14 protein-coding genes, 1 tRNA gene and 1 pseudogene are annotated in these 15254 nt (G+C 55.5%); 10 read left to right on the top strand and 6 right to left on the bottom strand.

Annotated features, from left to right (window positions below; translation table 11 throughout):
- Position 1 precedes the first annotated feature (1 nt).
- The 4 genes from flhB to C5F52_RS30065 are packed head-to-tail and all read left to right on the top strand — an operon-like array spanning position 2 to position 4410.
- The gene (gene flhB / locus C5F52_RS18445; RefSeq protein WP_104799825.1) at positions 2-1150 is read left to right on the top strand and encodes a flagellar biosynthesis protein FlhB; all 1149 of its coding nucleotides are present in this window, start codon (positions 2-4) and stop codon (positions 1148-1150) included.
- A 17-nt stretch (positions 1151-1167) separates the two neighbouring features.
- A complete protein-coding gene (locus C5F52_RS18440) occupies positions 1168-2805 on the top strand; it encodes an SPOR domain-containing protein (RefSeq protein ID WP_104799824.1) in 1638 nt (545 codons plus the stop codon).
- 13 nt (positions 2806-2818) lie between these two features.
- Positions 2819-3301: a hypothetical protein gene (locus C5F52_RS18435; RefSeq protein WP_104799823.1), complete on the top strand. Its 483-nt coding sequence runs from the start codon at positions 2819-2821 to the stop codon at positions 3299-3301.
- A 2-nt stretch (positions 3302-3303) separates the two neighbouring features.
- Positions 3304-4410, top strand: a complete 1107-nt coding sequence (locus tag C5F52_RS30065) for a hypothetical protein (protein WP_201747046.1) — start codon at positions 3304-3306, stop codon at positions 4408-4410.
- Here C5F52_RS30065 and C5F52_RS18425 read toward each other — a convergent pair.
- From C5F52_RS18425 to C5F52_RS18415, 3 genes are read right to left on the bottom strand one after another with little or no spacing between them, the layout of a single operon-like run.
- Positions 4407-6017, bottom strand: a complete 1611-nt coding sequence (locus tag C5F52_RS18425; protein ID WP_104799822.1) for an FMN-binding glutamate synthase family protein — start codon at positions 6015-6017, stop codon at positions 4407-4409. The two genes, C5F52_RS30065 and C5F52_RS18425, sit on opposite strands and share 4 nt — an antisense overlap.
- Positions 6018-6047: 30 nt before the next feature.
- The gene (locus C5F52_RS18420) at positions 6048-6542 is read right to left on the bottom strand and encodes a hypothetical protein (protein WP_104799821.1); all 495 of its coding nucleotides are present in this window, start codon (positions 6540-6542) and stop codon (positions 6048-6050) included.
- Positions 6539-7474, bottom strand: coding sequence for a ParA family protein (locus C5F52_RS18415; protein ID WP_104799820.1), 936 nt, complete (start codon positions 7472-7474; stop codon positions 6539-6541). Before C5F52_RS18415 ends, C5F52_RS18420 begins: the two co-directional genes overlap by 4 nt.
- A 341-nt stretch (positions 7475-7815) precedes the next feature.
- Here C5F52_RS18415 and pal point away from each other — a divergent pair, with 341 nt between their 5' ends.
- Genes pal through C5F52_RS18390 form a run of 5 tightly spaced genes read left to right on the top strand, consistent with a single transcriptional unit; the run spans position 7816 to position 12735 of the window.
- A complete protein-coding gene (gene pal / locus C5F52_RS18410) occupies positions 7816-8331 on the top strand; it encodes a peptidoglycan-associated lipoprotein Pal (protein ID WP_104799819.1) in 516 nt (171 codons plus the stop codon).
- Positions 8332-8353: 22 nt separating this feature from the next.
- Positions 8354-9259: an NUDIX hydrolase gene (locus C5F52_RS18405; protein WP_236657917.1), complete on the top strand. Its 906-nt coding sequence runs from the start codon at positions 8354-8356 to the stop codon at positions 9257-9259.
- Between the two features lie 32 nt (positions 9260-9291).
- Positions 9292-10074: an enoyl-ACP reductase FabI gene (gene fabI / locus C5F52_RS18400; protein WP_104799818.1), complete on the top strand. Its 783-nt coding sequence runs from the start codon at positions 9292-9294 to the stop codon at positions 10072-10074.
- 49 nt (positions 10075-10123) lie between these two features.
- The gene (locus C5F52_RS18395) at positions 10124-11554 is read left to right on the top strand and encodes a bifunctional enoyl-CoA hydratase/phosphate acetyltransferase (protein ID WP_104799994.1); all 1431 of its coding nucleotides are present in this window, start codon (positions 10124-10126) and stop codon (positions 11552-11554) included.
- Positions 11551-12735, top strand: coding sequence for an acetate/propionate family kinase (locus C5F52_RS18390; RefSeq protein WP_104799817.1), 1185 nt, complete (start codon positions 11551-11553; stop codon positions 12733-12735). The genes C5F52_RS18395 and C5F52_RS18390 overlap by 4 nt, the downstream gene beginning before the upstream one ends.
- 47 nt (positions 12736-12782) lie before the next feature.
- Here the strand turns inward: C5F52_RS18390 and C5F52_RS18385 are convergent, their stop codons facing one another.
- The 3 genes from C5F52_RS18385 to C5F52_RS18375 form a co-directional block, all read right to left on the bottom strand.
- Complete coding sequence (locus C5F52_RS18385; RefSeq protein ID WP_104799816.1) at positions 12783-13949, bottom strand: ion transporter; 1167 nt, start codon at positions 13947-13949, stop codon at positions 12783-12785.
- Between the two features lie 42 nt (positions 13950-13991).
- On the bottom strand, positions 13992-14738 hold the full coding sequence (locus C5F52_RS18380; protein ID WP_104799815.1) for a TerC family protein: 747 nt from the start codon (positions 14736-14738) through the stop codon (positions 13992-13994).
- A 122-nt stretch (positions 14739-14860) separates the two neighbouring features.
- Positions 14861-14937 (bottom strand) — tRNA-Met (locus C5F52_RS18375).
- Positions 14938-15110: 173 nt separating this feature from the next.
- Between C5F52_RS18375 and C5F52_RS18370 the strand changes: the two are divergent.
- A pseudogene (locus C5F52_RS18370) lies at positions 15111-15254 on the top strand (IS256 family transposase); the annotation flags it as partial.

Genomic DNA, 15254 nt, shown 5'->3' with positions numbered 1-15254 from the left:
CATGTCAGAAGAAAGCGGCGCAGACAAAACCGAAGAACCGACGGCGCAGCGGCTTAAAAAAGCGCGCGACGATGGCCAGATTGCCCGCTCGCAAGAGTTGGCACCTGCTGCCATGATGGTGATCGCCACTTTATTCTTCACCATGATGGGGCAGTACTTGTTCAACAGCATGGGCAATTTGTTCAAGCAGCAGCTGCAGTTTGACCGCCGCATTGTGGACAAGACCGAGCTGTTGCCCGCCATTTTTGCCAGCTCCATCGTGGACGGCTTTTTGATCATCTTGCCCCTGATGGCTATTTTGTATGTGATCGCTATTTTGTCGACCACCTTGGCGGGTGGATTTATTTTTGCACCGAGCTTGGTGATGCCCAAGTTCAACAAGCTCAACCCAATGACGGGTTTGGCGCGCATGTTTGGGCCGCAAGCTGCCATCAACTTGGGCAAGGCGCTGGTGAAGTTTGTGTTGGTGGGCGCGATCTTGTTGATCTCGGTCATGAACAACTTGCAAGACCTCACACAAATTTCGCAAATGGACTTGAGCCCCGCCATCAAAGTGGCGGGCACCATCATCGTGGATTCATGCTTTTGGCTTAGCCTCGGGTTGGTGCTGGTCGCCTTGGTGGATGTGCCTTTGCAGCGCCATCAGCTCAACAAGAAGTTGAAGATGACTAAGCAAGAGGTGCGTGACGAGATGAAAAACTCGGAAGGTAACCCCGAGGTCAAAGGTCAAATTCGTCGTCGTCAGCACGAAATCTTGAACAACAAAATGATGTCCAACGTGAAAGACGCCGACGTGGTCATCACCAACCCAACCCACTTTGCGGTGGCCTTGTCGTACGACCCGACAGGGGACGGGGCGCCCCTGCTGGTGGCCAAAGGGGAAGATGGTTTGGCGGCCCGCATTCGCGAGGAAGCCAAAGAACATGGGGTGTATTTGTTTGAGGCGCCGTTGTTAGCTCGCGCCTTATACTTCACGACGAAGCTGGATCACCCGATTCCAGAGGCTTTGTACCATGCCGTTGCGCAGGTGATCGCCTATGTGTTCAGCTTGAACCAATCGTATGGTCGAGGCCATGATGTGATCAAACCCGATCCGTCTATCCCTGATGAGATGAAGTTCGACGCCAACGGCAAAGCCATGAACGCTTGAGACCCCACTGAGCCACCATGACAGATATTTTCCAAAGCCCCGGTGACCGGCTCCGGTTTGAAATTCTCCTCAAGTCTTTGACCGAGGGGAGTATCAACTTGGCCGTCCTGAGTGAGCACGACATGGTGCTCGACTATTACGGTAATTTGTTTGAAGAGCAGTTGCGTGCCAAGGGCAATCACCAAGTGGAGTTTTGCTTTTCCACCAACTCCGAACGCTTGGTGCAAAAGTTCAACGAGATTTTGTCGGAGCTCACGCTGAATCAAGCGTTGGAGAAAGACAAAAAGCATGCGCCACGTCGGTTCTTGATTTTCCGTGACTCGATCTTGATGCAAGACTTCGAGTTGCAGTTGTTGGCGCGTCTGGTGAATGGCTTTCCCGCAGGCAACATCAACGTGATTTTGTTGATCAATAGCGCCGATGCGTACAAAAATAAGTTGGAGGCTTTTGGCAAAAACCTCCTGCAGTGGGAAGTCGAAACGCAAGTGGGCGAGGCTAAAAAACCGTTGACCGATTGGGTGGCGGAGTCACCCAAGGACGTGCCCCCTCAGATTGAGCCCACGTTAAACCCATTTTTGGCACCTGCTGTGTCCGATGGCGAGGCGCAAGCTGAGGCTGAACCACTGAAGTTGCCAACGAAAACCTCTTGGCGTGTGCCCGGATTTGGCCAGCGAGACAAACTTCCACCCACGCTCGAACCTTTGCCACCTGCGCCCAGTGCTTTGCCTTTGCTCACGGAGCCCGGTCAGCCTGCCGCGACGTTTCTTGCTGCCGCAGCGCCATTGCCTGCAAACCCTGTGAGTGACGTTTCTCGCGAACCTTCGCTGCACGCCAGTGATGTTTTGGTGACGCCGCCTGCGGCCGATGTCGAGGTGTTCAAGCGCCCCTCCAAATCGCCATGGGGTTGGCTGGTGTTGGTCTTCTTGTTGTCGTTGGCCGCTTTTGGTTGGATGTACCAAGATTTGCTCATGCAAGAGGTGGACGCCTTTAAAAAGTATTTGTTGCGAGGCACACCCGCTGCCGTTGTCTCTGCACAAGACGCTGAATTGGCTGCGTCTGCTGCCGCCGCTGCCAGTGCGGCGGCTTTGACGTCGGCACTTGAAGCCGCCAGTGCCAGCGCAGAGGCTGCATCGACAGCCGCCAGTGCCGCCGTTGTGGTGGCTTCTACGCCGGCCTCTGCCTCTGCTGCAGGGGCAGTCAGCGCGGTGGCTTCAGCGGTGGCCAGTGCTGCGCCTGCGGTTGTCCCTGTTGCCGCTGCCGCTTCGGTCCCCTTGGCAGCCATGGTTGTGCTACCAGCCAAGATCATTGAAAAACCAGCACCGAAGGTGGCTGAGAAAGCGCCAACCAAAGCGCCTGTGGCAGGCCCTGACGATGCGTGGGTTGAGCAATTGCCTGTCAATGGCTACGTGGTGCAATTGGCTGCTTTTGACACGGAGGCGGATATCACTGCCTTCAAACGCAGCAACGCTGCGTATGCCAAATCTCGTGTCGTTCGCGCCCCGAAGAAAGACACCGACAAACGCTACTTTATTTTGCTGGCGGGTCCCTTCACGACCAAAGCCCAAGCCGATGCTTTTATGCAGACCAGCCCCTTGTTGTCTAAGGGTTGGTTACGCAGCGTGAAAGCATTGAAGTCCCAATTTAACAAGCCCTAAGAGGGAGCTAATTATGAGAATTACCGGAGACGAAGATTCGAAGAAGTTCGAAGACGACATTGAAATTCCTGATGCGGAGGATGTCGAGCTCGCCCCGAAAAAGCCTGTCGGTGAAGTCGTTCGTTCCGATGATGAAATACCTTTTTCTAAAGGTTATGAGCCCGAGACCTTACCCAAAATAGACATGCCTGATTTGCCTGAAGATGCGGTCAGCGTGTCTGCGCAAGTTTTGTCGGAAGTGCCGACTTTGACCGAGCTGATGCCTTTGGCTGAGATTGATGAGTCGGATGATGAAGATCCGATCCAAGCACCTACTTTGAGTTTGGCGGCGCCTGATGAGGAACTCCAAATCCAAGCGGACGTTCAAGTTCGATCCGCTGAAGCCGATAAACGTGCAGAGATAAGGCAAGCCCGCATGGGCAAGCTTTCGGGCCAGATCAGTTCTTTGAACGATAAGCTGGATCGACTTGCAAACAGTTCCAAGATAAAGGTTTGACCATGGCTGATGACGCCCAACAACCCGCCGATGGCGAGAAAGCCCCCTTGGTGGATGTGGCTGCGACGGCAGATCGTCTGAGAGACATCGCCAGTCAAGCGATGGACAGCAACGAAGTCGCTCGACAAATTGAAGAATTAACGTCGGTGGTGCTTGACTCCGCCGAGGTGTCGACGCGCTCGGCTTCGGTGGCCGCCGACATCAGCGCCACCATGCGTGCGGTGGTGGTGAAAATTCAAACCACCAACCGTCGCAACATCTTGCATTCACGCATTGTGTTGGGTGTGTTTGTGGTGTGTTTATTGGTGGCGATTGGTATCTTTTTGGGCATCAGCTTGAAGATGACCAAGTCGATCAAAGAGCTTGACACCATGATCTATGCCATGGCCAAACGTGTGATCGAAGTGGACGCGAGTTTGACCGCCATTGGCAAAACCAATTCGGACTTCTCCGAGTTGACGGACAAGCAAGACGCGCTGACGGCAACGCAAACGCAAGTTGCCAACCGTTTGGATGAATTGAGCAAAATCTTGATCGCCATGCCGACCAACATTGCGGATCAGTCCAACAAAGTCAGCGATGCGAAGTTTCAAGCCATGCAAAAACAACTGCAAGGTTTAGAGACCAAGCTGCAGTCGATGGAAGGCAAGATGCAGTCGGCGAGCCAATCGTCGTCGCGCCAAGCGCCGAGTGCTGCCCCATCAGGGCCCAGCACACAAACGTTACTGAATGAAATCCAAAAGCTCAAGCAAGACTTGAACAGCTCCACCCAGTCGCATGACAAAGCGATCGCTGCTGCCGAACGTGCTGCTACCAAGGCTAGCGAAAAGGCGGCGGCTGCCACGTCTGCGGCAGACAAAGCCTTGGCTTCTGAGCGCGCTGCCGCTGCAGAACGTGTGGCCCTGCAAAAGGCTGCTGCTGAACGTGCTGCTGCGGAGAAATTAGCGGCTGAGCGCGCTGCCGCGGTGCGTGTGGCATCGGAAAAGGCCGCTGAGAAAGCGGCTGCTGACAGAGCTGCTGCCGAAAAAGCTGCCGCTGAAAAAGCAAAAGCAGCTGCCGCTGTGCCCGCCAAAGACCGACCTATTCAATACCCGCGCGCCGCTGATTAAAAGTGCGCGGCGCTGGCTTGGGGCCAGTCTTGAAAGACCGAAGGCAAGACGCTGAGGTCATCCTGAAGCAAGGCCCCCGTGGCCAAGGTGTCCACCAGTTCGGACAAATGCAGCGTTTGTCTTTCACTCACGCGTCGCATGATGTGGCGCGGGGTGATATCGCTGGGGGCGTGCAGGCCAGAGGCTTGCATCAACTCTTGTAGCGCTTCCAAGGTGTGCGCATGAAATTGGTGAACGCGCTCTGCTTTGCTCGGCACAACCAAAGCCATTTGACGCTGTGGATCTTGCGTGGTGACGCCCGTGGGGCAATTGCCGGTGTGGCAAGTTTGGGCTTGAATGCAGCCCAAAGCGAACATGAAGCCGCGTGCGCTGTTGCACCAATCAGCGCCCAGCGCTAACGCACGCGCCATGTCAAAAGCGCTGACAATTTTGCCGCTCGCACCGAGCCGAATTTGGTCACGCAAACCCACGCCCACCAAGGTGTTGTGCACCAAGCGCAGGCCTTCTTGCAAGGGCATGCCCATGTGGTCTGAAAACTCCAAGGGCGCAGCGCCTGTGCCGCCTTCTGCGCCGTCCACCACGATGAAATCAGGGGCAATGCCACTTTCGCGAATGGCTTTGACGATGCCAAACCATTCCCATGGATGACCAATACAGAGCTTGATGCCCACGGGCTTGCCTTCGCTCAAGGTGCGCAACTGCTTCACAAATTGCATCAGTTCCAAGGGCGTTGAAAAACTGCTGTGGCTGGCAGGAGAAATGCAGTCTTCACCAATCCCCACACCCCGTGCTTCGGCAATTTCTTCGGTGACTTTGGGGCCGGGCAACACGCCGCCGTGGCCGGGTTTGGCACCTTGACTCAACTTGATTTCCACCATCTTGACTTGTGGCGAGCGGACGTTTTCGACAAACCGCTCGGGACTGAAATGGCCGTCAGCATCGCGACAACCAAAGTAGCCTGAGCCGATTTCCCAAATCAAGTCACCGCCGTGTGTTCGATGGTGGCGAGAGATAGAACCTTCACCCGTGTCGTGCGCGAAACCACCCAGTTTGGCGCCGAGGTTCAAGGCCATGATGGCATTGGCACTCAAGGCACCAAAGCTCATCGCGGAGACGTTGAACAGGCTCATGCTGTAGGGCTGCGTGCAGTCTGCGCCACCCACCCTTACGCGGAAGTCATGGTGTTCTAACTTGGAAGGGGCGATGGAGTGGTTGATCCACTCATAGCCTAGGCCGCGCACGTCAAGCTGTGTGCCAAAAGGGCGCTTGTCTGATTCGCCTTTGGCGCGTGCGTATACCAGGGTGCGCTGTGCGCGTGAGAAGGGGGATGCATCGGTTTCAGACTCTAAAAAGTACTGCCGAATTTCAGGACGAATGGTTTCGAGCATGAAGCGCAAATGCCCAATCACAGGGTAGTTACGCAAAATCGCATGGCGTGTTTGCTGCAAGTCGTACCAGCCGATGCCGCTCAACACCAAAAACAAAAAGGGCCACCAGCCACTGAGCCCCGTGACCCCAGCTCCGAGCAAGGTGAAAACCAACAAAACCACCGAGGCGATGAAGGCGGTGTAGCGCACCGGATAAATCTGATTGAGTTTGTCCAGCATCGTTACGCTCCTTCGCGTGAGGGTAAGGGATTAAAGCTTGTTATGCAGTTTCGCCGCTAATTTGGATTGCGCCAAGGCTGAAACTTCGGCACGCAGTCGTGCAGAAGACAGTTGCTGATCTGCTGCTTGTTGCACTTCTTGCAGATGGGACATGATATTGGCCCTGAGTTCGGCCAAGTCTTGGTCGAGGTGGCTGAGCCGTTCTTGCAATTCACGTTGCAGGGCCATGCGTTGGCTCAGCAGGTTGACTTCTGCTGCAATCGTGCGCCAAGTTTGCGTCAGCTCGTCGGTGGGGGAGACCCGCAGTTGATCAAACAGCTCATGAATCAGTGGGTCAAAGACATTATTTTTTGAACCGCCAGCGTCTGACGCCAAGGGCTCTGTCAAGGTGGGCACGTTGTCTGGCACGCTCTTGAGCAGCGTAGGTGGGGTCGGTGGCGTCATGGGCTTGGTGTCATTCCAGCCTTGGTTGGGGGTGTATTGCTTGAGTCCAGTGAAGGACAAAAATTGTGGTTCTGCGCTCATTTTGTGCTCATTCCCATGGACATACGTTTAAAAAACTGTGGAATCCTCATCGAGGCAAGGCTGTTCGCTGGCATTTGAGAGGGCGCCGAGGGGTTCTTCCCGGAGGTGGCGTCTGCGCGCATCTTTTGCAAACGGTGGCGTCCCAAGATAGAAGCTTGGCTAGAGACCGTAGCCGTTTTGCTGGCCGTGGGGTTGTGTAGCGGTTTACGCACAATAGCGCTCAAATTAGCGGGTGTTGTCTGTGTTTCACGCACGACGAGGGATGCCTCTCGCATTTCAAGCGCCGCCATCACGGCTTTGCCAAACTCCACAAATGACGTGCCGCAGGCATCGGGTAAGTCCATCAAATAGCCACGTTCAAACAGGTCACGCGCTGACTGTGCTTCCAACACAGGAGGTGCCAACATGAAGCTGACGGGGAAACGTTGGTTTGAGAAAACGTCACTGCGCAGTTGCTCAGGATGTACACGCGTTGGACACATCAGCAACATGGGCGCGCTGTGCAGGATGATGGCGTCAAATACCCAGCGATGGCGGTTCAAAAATCCAGCGGTCGCTGACAGTTCAATTTCAGACACAGACGTTGGGACAATCACCAAGTCAAATTCCAGCATCAACTCGCTAGCGATGGCGTCGGTCCATGTGAGGTCACACACCACCACCTCTGCGCGTTCGGCCGCACGGCGCAAATGCAGTCGTGCATCGAGGATGGGGCGTTTGCCACCTTGTTCGAGCGGCAAAAGGTGGTGCTGCACAGACACCCCAATCTCTGGGGCACGGTTGAGCCAGTTGCTGGAGGATGCATGGGTGTCAAAGTCAATCAAGGTGACCGATTTGCCAAGGCGGCGCACAAATGCGGCCAAATTGGCGGCCACGGTGCTTTTGCCGACGCCGCCTTTTTGGCTGGTGATCAAAATTTTAAAACTGGACATTCTTTGCTTTCAAACATCGACTGCGTACAAACAGGGTGAGTAGATGGGATGAATCCGTTGATTTGCATACGAATGTAACTCTAAAATCATGAAAATCAATCTAAATAGTACTTTTTAATGATGATGGTTGCAAAAACGAAACAAAATCATGAAAAATGGTTCGTCATGTATTTTTCTTAAATTCTATCAATTAAGATAAAAACATCAAATTTATTTGGCTGTTTTTGCCATTTTGAGGCGTTGAAAAACGTCCATGGCTCGCGTGGCCGTTGTCTAAGTACACGCTTCGATTAAAACTGACCGTTAAAATTTGAGTGTTAATTTTTGTAAAAACTCATTTCATGTCTAAAAGCCACATTGCTCTCCTTTCTTTCGTTTCTCTGGCTTTTTTGTCAGCTTGCAGCTCTACCAAACTGGACAACACCACGGAGGTAACGGGCAAAGTTGTGGCCCCAGCCCCCGGTGCTGAATCGACCGTGACGGCGGTGGTGGCCGATCACTTGAATCCCAATAGTTTGATTTCGACACAACGCAGCGTGTACTTTGACTTTGACCAGTTCGTCGTCAAAGCCAGCGATGCCCCAGTGTTAGAGCGTCAAGGCAAATACTTGGCCAGCAAGCCCAATGTGAGCGTGCGTCTTGAAGGCAATGCCGACGAGCGCGGTGGCCGCGAGTACAACTTGGCTTTGGGTCAAAAACGTGCCGAAGCGGTTGCTCGTGCTTTGAAGGTGTACGGCGTGAGCGACAAGCAAGCCGAACCGGTGAGTTTTGGCAGCGAAAAGCCCCGTGCTGAAGGCCATGACGAAGCCGCTTGGGCGCAAAACCGCCGCGTCGACATCGCTTACCCCAACAAGTAATTGATCCAACCCCCTAACTCACATGATGCAACTCAACAGCGAAGTGGTGACCACGCCAGCGCGTGCTTCGGCCACGGTGGTGCTACTGCGTGACACGCCTCAGGTGGGTTTGGAGGTGTTTTTGTTGCGCCGCCACGCCGCTTCGGCCGTGTTGGGCGGTGCTTATGTGTTTCCGGGTGGCAAGCTGGACGACGCCGATTGCGCGCCCAGTTTGCACAGCCACTTGGATCGCGCGCCTGAAGCCTTGCACCAGTCCTTGGGCGAACCTGATTTAGACGCGCATACGGCTGCTGGCTTGTATGTCGCCGCTGTGCGTGAGTCTTTGGAGGAGTGTGGCGTGTTGTATGCGCGCCATGCCGACAGCGATGTGTTGGCCCACGACGCCGCACAACGCCAAGCTTGGCAGCAGCAGTTGCATGCGGGCCAAAGGTTTGAGCAGGTGCTGCAAGATGCCGCGCTGCGTATCGATACGCAGCACTTGGCGCCGTGGTCGCGGTGGATCACACCGCTCATGCCCTCGGTGACCAACAAACGTTTTGACACCCGATTCTTCGTGGCCGTTTTGCCCGCAGGCCAAGCGCCGATTCATGACAACGTAGAAGCCGTCGACAGCATTTGGCTGACACCACGCGCTGCCCTTGAAAAATACTGGGCCCGCGAGTTGTCATTGGCGCCGCCTCAAATCATGACGTTGGTCAGTTTGCTGGGGTCTGCCGATGCGGCCAGCGTGTTGCGTGCCGCCGCGCAGCAACAGCCTCCCCGTGTGATGCCCGAAACTTTTGACGCCGACGGTTTGCGCCACATTTGCTACCCGGGCGATCCGCTTCATTCGGTGCAGCAACGTGCCATGATGGGGCCCACACGACTGCGTTTCATCGAGGGTCGTTTTGAACCTTTGGGCGGACTCGACGCTTTGCTGAACCCCTGACATTCAGGGGTCGTTTTTAAAAAATTGCCGCTATGACGACGCCCTCACTTTCTTCTTTTCACCTCGCTGGCAAAAAAGGCTTGGTCCTTGGCCTGGCGAACGAACACAGCATTGCTTGGGGTTGTGCCCGACAAGCGCAGGCCATGGGTGCCGAGGTGGTTGCGTCGTGTTTGAACGACAAAGCGCGTCCGTTTGTGGCCCCGCTCACCGAAGCCTCTGGCATTGATTTACAAACCTGCAACATCGAAAACGCCGGTGAGTTGGAGGCCTTGGTGGCCTACGCCAAAGCCAAGTTGGGCCGCTTGGACTTTGTGATTCATTCCCTCGCTTGGGCGCCGCTGCAAGATTTGCACGGCCGCGTGGTCGACAGCTCCAGCGTCGGCTTTGCCCGCGCCATGGAGGTGTCGTGCCACTCGTTTGCCACGTTGGCCCAGTTGTGTGCGCCGCACATGACGGCGGGTGGCAGCATGATTACCATGACGTATTTGGGCGCTGATGAAGCGGTGCCGCATTACGGTTTGATGGGGCCTGTGAAAGCCGCGCTGGAATCGTTGGTGCGTTACATGGCCTTGGAGCTTGGACCCCAAGGCATTCGCGTGCACGCGGTGTCGCCGGGGCCGATTCCTACCCGCGCGGCCTCGGGCATTGAGGCTTTTGACGATCTGATGCAAAGCAACATCGAAAAATCACCCTTGCGCCGTTTGGTGACTTTGGACGAGATTGCCAACCTCAGCACCTTCTTGTGCACCGATGCCGCCAGTGGCATGACGGGGCAAACCATTTATGTCGATGCGGGCAGCCACGCCGTGGCGTGACGCGCTCGTTTGGCACCCCCTATTTCGCACCGACCCACCGTCCACCTGCATGTCAAACTCACCCACTGCCAACCCCATCACCCTCGACGCCGCTTGGTTTGAGAACTTCACCTTTGACGACATCGACATCGGCCATTCCGCGCGTTTGGTGCGCACCCTCACGCTCGACGACATCCAAGCCTTTGCCGCTGTGTCAGGTGACACCAATCCCGCGCACCTCGATCCTGCTTACGCCAACGCCACGCTCTTTCATGGCGTCATTGGCCACGGCATGTGGGGTGGCGCATTGATCTCCAGCGTGTTGGGCACCACGTTTCCAGGGCCCGGCACGATCTATTTAGAGCAAAACCTGCACTTCAGTCGCCCCGTGCGAATTGGCGACACCTTGACCGTCAGCGTCACGTGCACCGCCAAGCACGCGGAGAAAAAGACCATCGATTTGGATTGCACCTTAGTTAATCAAAAGGGCGAGCGCGTGTTGTACGGTGTGGCCCATGTGATGGCACCCGCTGAAAAGTTGCGCATGCAGCGTATTCAAGCGCCGCACATCAGTGTGTTTGATCCCGAGCAGCGTCATGCCAATTTGTTGGCGCTGGGGGCCACGCTGGAGGCTGTGCGCTGCGGCGTGGTGCACCCTTGTGACGCAGATTCTTTGCAAGGCGCAATGGACGCGCACCGCGCAGGTCTGATTCATGCGGTGCTGATTGCCCCTGAGAAAAAACTGCGCGCCTTGGCGCTAGACGCTGGGATTGATTTAGGCACGGCTGACATCATCGATGTGCCGCACAGCCATGCCGCGGCAGAACTCGCCGCGCAAATGGCAGCGGACAAACAGCTGGAGGCCTTGATGAAAGGCAGCTTGCACACCGACGAGTTGATTCACGCCGTGGTCATGCAGCCTGGCCTGCGCACGGGGCGTCGCATGTCGCATGTGTTTCGCTTCGAGACGCCTGCATACCCCAAGCCGCTGTACATCACCGATGCCGCGCTGAACATCGCACCCAGCCTGTCCGAAAAGGCGGACATCGTGCAAAACGCGATTTTGTTTGCGCAAATCATGGGCGTGGCTGAACCCAAAGTGGCCATCTTGGCCGCAGTCGAAACAGTCAACCCCAACATGCCCTCCACCTTAGACGCCGCTGCGCTGTGCAAGATGGCCGATCGCGGGCAAATCAAAGGGGGTTTGTTGGACGGGCCCTTGGCGTTTGATAACGCGGTGTCCATGCACGCGGCCGAGATCAAACACATCGCCTCACGTGTGGCGGGGCAGGCCGATATTTTGGTGGCCCCCGATTTGGAGTCGGGCAACATGATGGCCAAGCAGCTCGAATACTTGGGCGGTGCCTCGGGTTGTGGCGTGGTGCTGGGCGCGCGCGTGCCGATTGCCTTGACCAGCCGCGCCGACACAGCCACCACGCGCAGCGCTTCGGCCTTGTTGGCCAAGCTGATTGCGCACCACTACCGCAACCATCCCGCATGAGCATTCTGTCTGTCAACGCAGGCTCATCGAGCCTGAAATTTGCGCTGTACCCGATCCAAGGCCACACGATCGGTGAGGCCGAAGTCACCGGCAACATCGAAGGCTTGGAGCCATCGGGTGAGCCTTGCATCAGTTTTGCGGCCAAGGGCCAAGTCAAAACCGTCACCGACGTGGCGGTGTTGCCAGACCAAGAGGTGTTCGATGCCGCACTCAGCGCGCTCGACCTGTTGTTGATGTCCCATTTTTCACACCTGCAGGTGCAAGCTGTGGCGCATCGTGTGGTGCATGGTGGCCAATTTTTCACAAACAGCGTGCGTGTGACGCCCGAGGTGTTGGTGCAATTGGCCACGCTCAACGCGTTGGCGCCTTTGCACCAGCCGCATAACTTGGCGGGTGTGCGGGCGTTTGCTGCGTCTTTTCCGGACGTGCCGCAAGTGGCGTGTTTTGACACTGCGTTTCACCGCACACTGTCGCCCCTAGAAACCACGTTTGCCATTGACCGCCAACTCACGGCTCAAGGTGTGCGCCGTTACGGTTTTCATGGCTTGTCTTACCAATATGTGAGCCAAGTGTTGCAAGGTGTCTCGCCACGTTCGGGTGGCCGCACGCTGATGGCCCATTTGGGTAACGGTGCCAGTTTGTGCGCCACGCGTGCGCATGAAAGCTGTGCCACCACCATGGGTTTTTCGGCTTTGGATGGGCTGATGATGGGTACCCGCAGCGGCGCGCTTGACCCTGGGGTGTTGCTGTACTTGATGGAGCAAGGTTGGGGGCACGACGCCATTCAAAAGCTGCTCTATAAACAAAGCGGTCTGCTGGGCGTGTCTGGCGAAAGCGCTGACATGCGCACCTTGCGGGCCTCTGGCTCAGACGCTGCCCAATTTGCCACCGATTTGTTTGCACACCGCGTGGTGCGCGAAGCGGGTGCCTTGACGGCGTGCTTGGGTGGGCTGGATGTGCTGGCGTTCACAGGCGGCATGGGTGAGCACGATGCTGTGTTGCGTCAACAGGTCACAGATGCGTTGTCTTACCTTGGCGTGTCTGTGGATGCAGCCGCGAACCAAGCGGCCAAGGGCGATGCGGTGTGTGCGATTCACACCGCGAACAGCGCCGTCGAGGTATGGGTGGTGCCCACCGACGAAGGCCGTGTGGCCGCGCAAGACGCGTTGGCCTTGTTGTAAGACGCCACCTCTGTCGCGTTATTTTTAAATTCCGATTTGTGCGCGTTTTACTTTTGGCGCAGTGACTGCCAAATCTCGCGCTCCACAGCCGTCGATTTGGCTTCATCGGTCAGCAGCGTGTTGATTTGCGCTGCACTTTTGCCATGCGCCATGCTGCGTAAGTTGCTGATTTGTTGGCGATAGCGCTCCAGCATCACCTCGGGGTCTAGGCCTTCAGTCACGTCGTGGCCCACGCTGCGCATTTCATTGCGCACACGCTCCATGATGCGGTTCACGTCTTGGGGTGTCAGGTGCAAGCGCTCGGCTTCGGCGTCTAAGGCTTGGCGGTCGTGGGCGGAGTAGCGGCCGTCGGCCACGGCTTTGCGGAACTCGTTTTCAAATGTTTCGCGGTCAATGCGCAACTGGTCGGTGAAAGCCGAAGCCATCAAGCCTGCGGGAATGGCAAAAATACCAATGCCAATCAGGCTGATCACCACCGTCATGGCGCGTCCCAAGGGTGTGACGGGTGTGATGTCGCCATAACCGACGCTGGCCAGGGTGATGACGGCCCAATACATGGTGGCTGGAATGCTTTCGAACTTGTCCGGCTGTGCGGCATGCTCCAGCTCAAAGCCCAAACTGGCCGTCAAGATCACCAACAGCAGCATCATGAACGCAGAGGCAAACAACACGCGGTGCTCGCGTTGCACAGCTTTGAACAGCGTGTTGAGCGTGCCGGTATAGCGGGTGAGTTTGAGTAAGCGTGAGAGACGAAACACCCGCAAAAACCGCAGGTCGAAGTTTTCGTGAAAGATCAGATCAAAGTAAAACGGCGATATCGCTAACAAGTCGATCAACGCGCTGACAGACATCATGTAACGCAGTCTGCCCTTGATGGGGTGTTCGTATTCTTCGAGCTCGCAGCAGCTGTAAATTCGTGCCACGTATTCGATGGTGAAGATCCCCACAGTCACCCACTCCAGCAGTTTGAACTCAGGCCCGAAGATGGCGTGAATTTCGGGCACGGTTTCCAAGATGATGCTCATCACTGACACCAAGACCGCCGTGATGATCACATGGTCGATGTAACGGTGTAGCGGTCCCGACGTGCTGGTGGGGTGCAGCAGCGAAAAGACTTTCTGGCGTGCAGTTCGGCCTTTGTTCTTGGTGATGAAGTAGTGCAGCGCTTTGTAGAAATGCCCAAACAGATTGATTTTTTTGAGTAGCAGCTGCATGTGGTTTTATTCAAAAAATTGATAAAACCATTTTGCCTTTGTTTATTCGCCAGGGATGCGCGCTTGATGCAGATGGACCACTTGCTTGGCACGTTTGCGAAAGCGGATGTTGAGCATCTCCACAATCACCGAAAACGCCATGGCAAAGTAGATATAGCCTTTCGGGATATGGTGGCCCACGCCTTCTGCGATCAACACCACGCCCACGACAACCAAGAAGGTCAAGGCCAACATCTTGATTGAGGGATGTTCGGAGACAAACTTACCAATGGCTTTGGCAAACAACATCATCAAGCCCACCGACGTGACGACGGCTGCGATCATGATGGCGACTTCGTCCACCATGCCCACCGCGGTGATGATGGAGTCGAGCGAGAAGACCAAATCGATCACCATGATCTGCAAAATGACGCTGGTGAAGGTGGCTTTAGCGGCGTTAGGGTTGCTGCTTTCTTCGCCTTCAAACGACTGGTGAATCTCACCGGTGCTTTTCCAGATCAGGAATAAGCCGCCGATGATCAAAATCAGGTCTCGTCCAGAAACGGCTTTGTCCATCACCGTCAAGATAGGCTCGACCAGTCCTACGATGACTGACAAGATCAAAAGCAAGCCGATGCGCATGAACATGGCCATGAACAAGCCGACGCGCCGCGCTATCTCACGTTTGGCCGCAGGTAATTTGTCCACCAAGATGGAAATGAAGATGATGTTGTCGATGCCCAGCACCAGCTCTAAGGCGGTGAGTGTGCCAAAGGCGATCCAAGTTTGTGGGTTGGTGAGGAGGTCCATGCGAAGTTTTCCAAGTGAAGGCTTGCAGGATAGCCAGTCAGGAAAAAGCATGCGGTTTCTAAGGCATAGAAGTAAACACCAAAGAAAAAACCCACAGTCGCAAAACTGTGGGTTTCTATTTTTGGTGGTGGTAGCGGGATTTGAACCTGCGACATCAGCATTATGAATGCTGCGCTCTAACCAACTGAGCTATACCACCGACAAGGCGACATTGTAAGCTATTTTTCAAGCCTTTCTAGGCGGTTTAGCGCTGTGCATGGGTGATTACGATGGTTGTCGCGACGTGCTGTTGCAGGGGCGCAGGGGCGTGTCCTAGATTTTGTGTAAACGGTCTAATGGCAGGAAACTGCCTTCATCTTCAAAGGAAGAGAAATGACCGTAAGCAACGAACTGATAGACCGCCTGTTGGCGGATTACAAAAAGCCTGAAGACCTCATCGGAGAAAACGGGCTTCTCAAACAATTGACCAAACGCTTGGTCGAGCGAGCCCTTGAAGCCGAGATGGCTGAGCACCTT

The organism is Limnohabitans sp. TS-CS-82 (assembly GCF_002943475.1).
Note: the sequence above shows the minus strand (reverse complement) of the source record. Positions and strands in the feature narration are given on the sequence as shown.

What these genes read in the sequence shown, in the direction of transcription:
- flhB (WP_104799825.1), top strand. Translation starts at nt 2, where the DNA reads ATGTCAGAAGAAAGCGGCGCAGACAAAACCGAAGAACCGACGGCGCAG.
- C5F52_RS18440 (WP_104799824.1), top strand. Translation starts at nt 1,168, where the DNA reads ATGACAGATATTTTCCAAAGCCCCGGTGACCGGCTCCGGTTTGAAATT.
- C5F52_RS18435 (WP_104799823.1), top strand. Translation starts at nt 2,819, where the DNA reads ATGAGAATTACCGGAGACGAAGATTCGAAGAAGTTCGAAGACGACATT.
- C5F52_RS30065 (WP_201747046.1), top strand. Translation starts at nt 3,304, where the DNA reads ATGGCTGATGACGCCCAACAACCCGCCGATGGCGAGAAAGCCCCCTTG.
- C5F52_RS18425 (WP_104799822.1), bottom strand. Translation starts at nt 6,017, where the DNA reads ATGCTGGACAAACTCAATCAGATTTATCCGGTGCGCTACACCGCCTTC.
- C5F52_RS18420 (WP_104799821.1), bottom strand. Translation starts at nt 6,542, where the DNA reads ATGAGCGCAGAACCACAATTTTTGTCCTTCACTGGACTCAAGCAATAC.
- C5F52_RS18415 (WP_104799820.1), bottom strand. Translation starts at nt 7,474, where the DNA reads ATGTCCAGTTTTAAAATTTTGATCACCAGCCAAAAAGGCGGCGTCGGC.
- pal (WP_104799819.1), top strand. Translation starts at nt 7,816, where the DNA reads ATGTCTAAAAGCCACATTGCTCTCCTTTCTTTCGTTTCTCTGGCTTTT.
- C5F52_RS18405 (WP_236657917.1), top strand. Translation starts at nt 8,354, where the DNA reads ATGATGCAACTCAACAGCGAAGTGGTGACCACGCCAGCGCGTGCTTCG.
- fabI (WP_104799818.1), top strand. Translation starts at nt 9,292, where the DNA reads ATGACGACGCCCTCACTTTCTTCTTTTCACCTCGCTGGCAAAAAAGGC.
- C5F52_RS18395 (WP_104799994.1), top strand. Translation starts at nt 10,124, where the DNA reads ATGTCAAACTCACCCACTGCCAACCCCATCACCCTCGACGCCGCTTGG.
- C5F52_RS18390 (WP_104799817.1), top strand. Translation starts at nt 11,551, where the DNA reads ATGAGCATTCTGTCTGTCAACGCAGGCTCATCGAGCCTGAAATTTGCG.
- C5F52_RS18385 (WP_104799816.1), bottom strand. Translation starts at nt 13,949, where the DNA reads ATGCAGCTGCTACTCAAAAAAATCAATCTGTTTGGGCATTTCTACAAA.
- C5F52_RS18380 (WP_104799815.1), bottom strand. Translation starts at nt 14,738, where the DNA reads ATGGACCTCCTCACCAACCCACAAACTTGGATCGCCTTTGGCACACTC.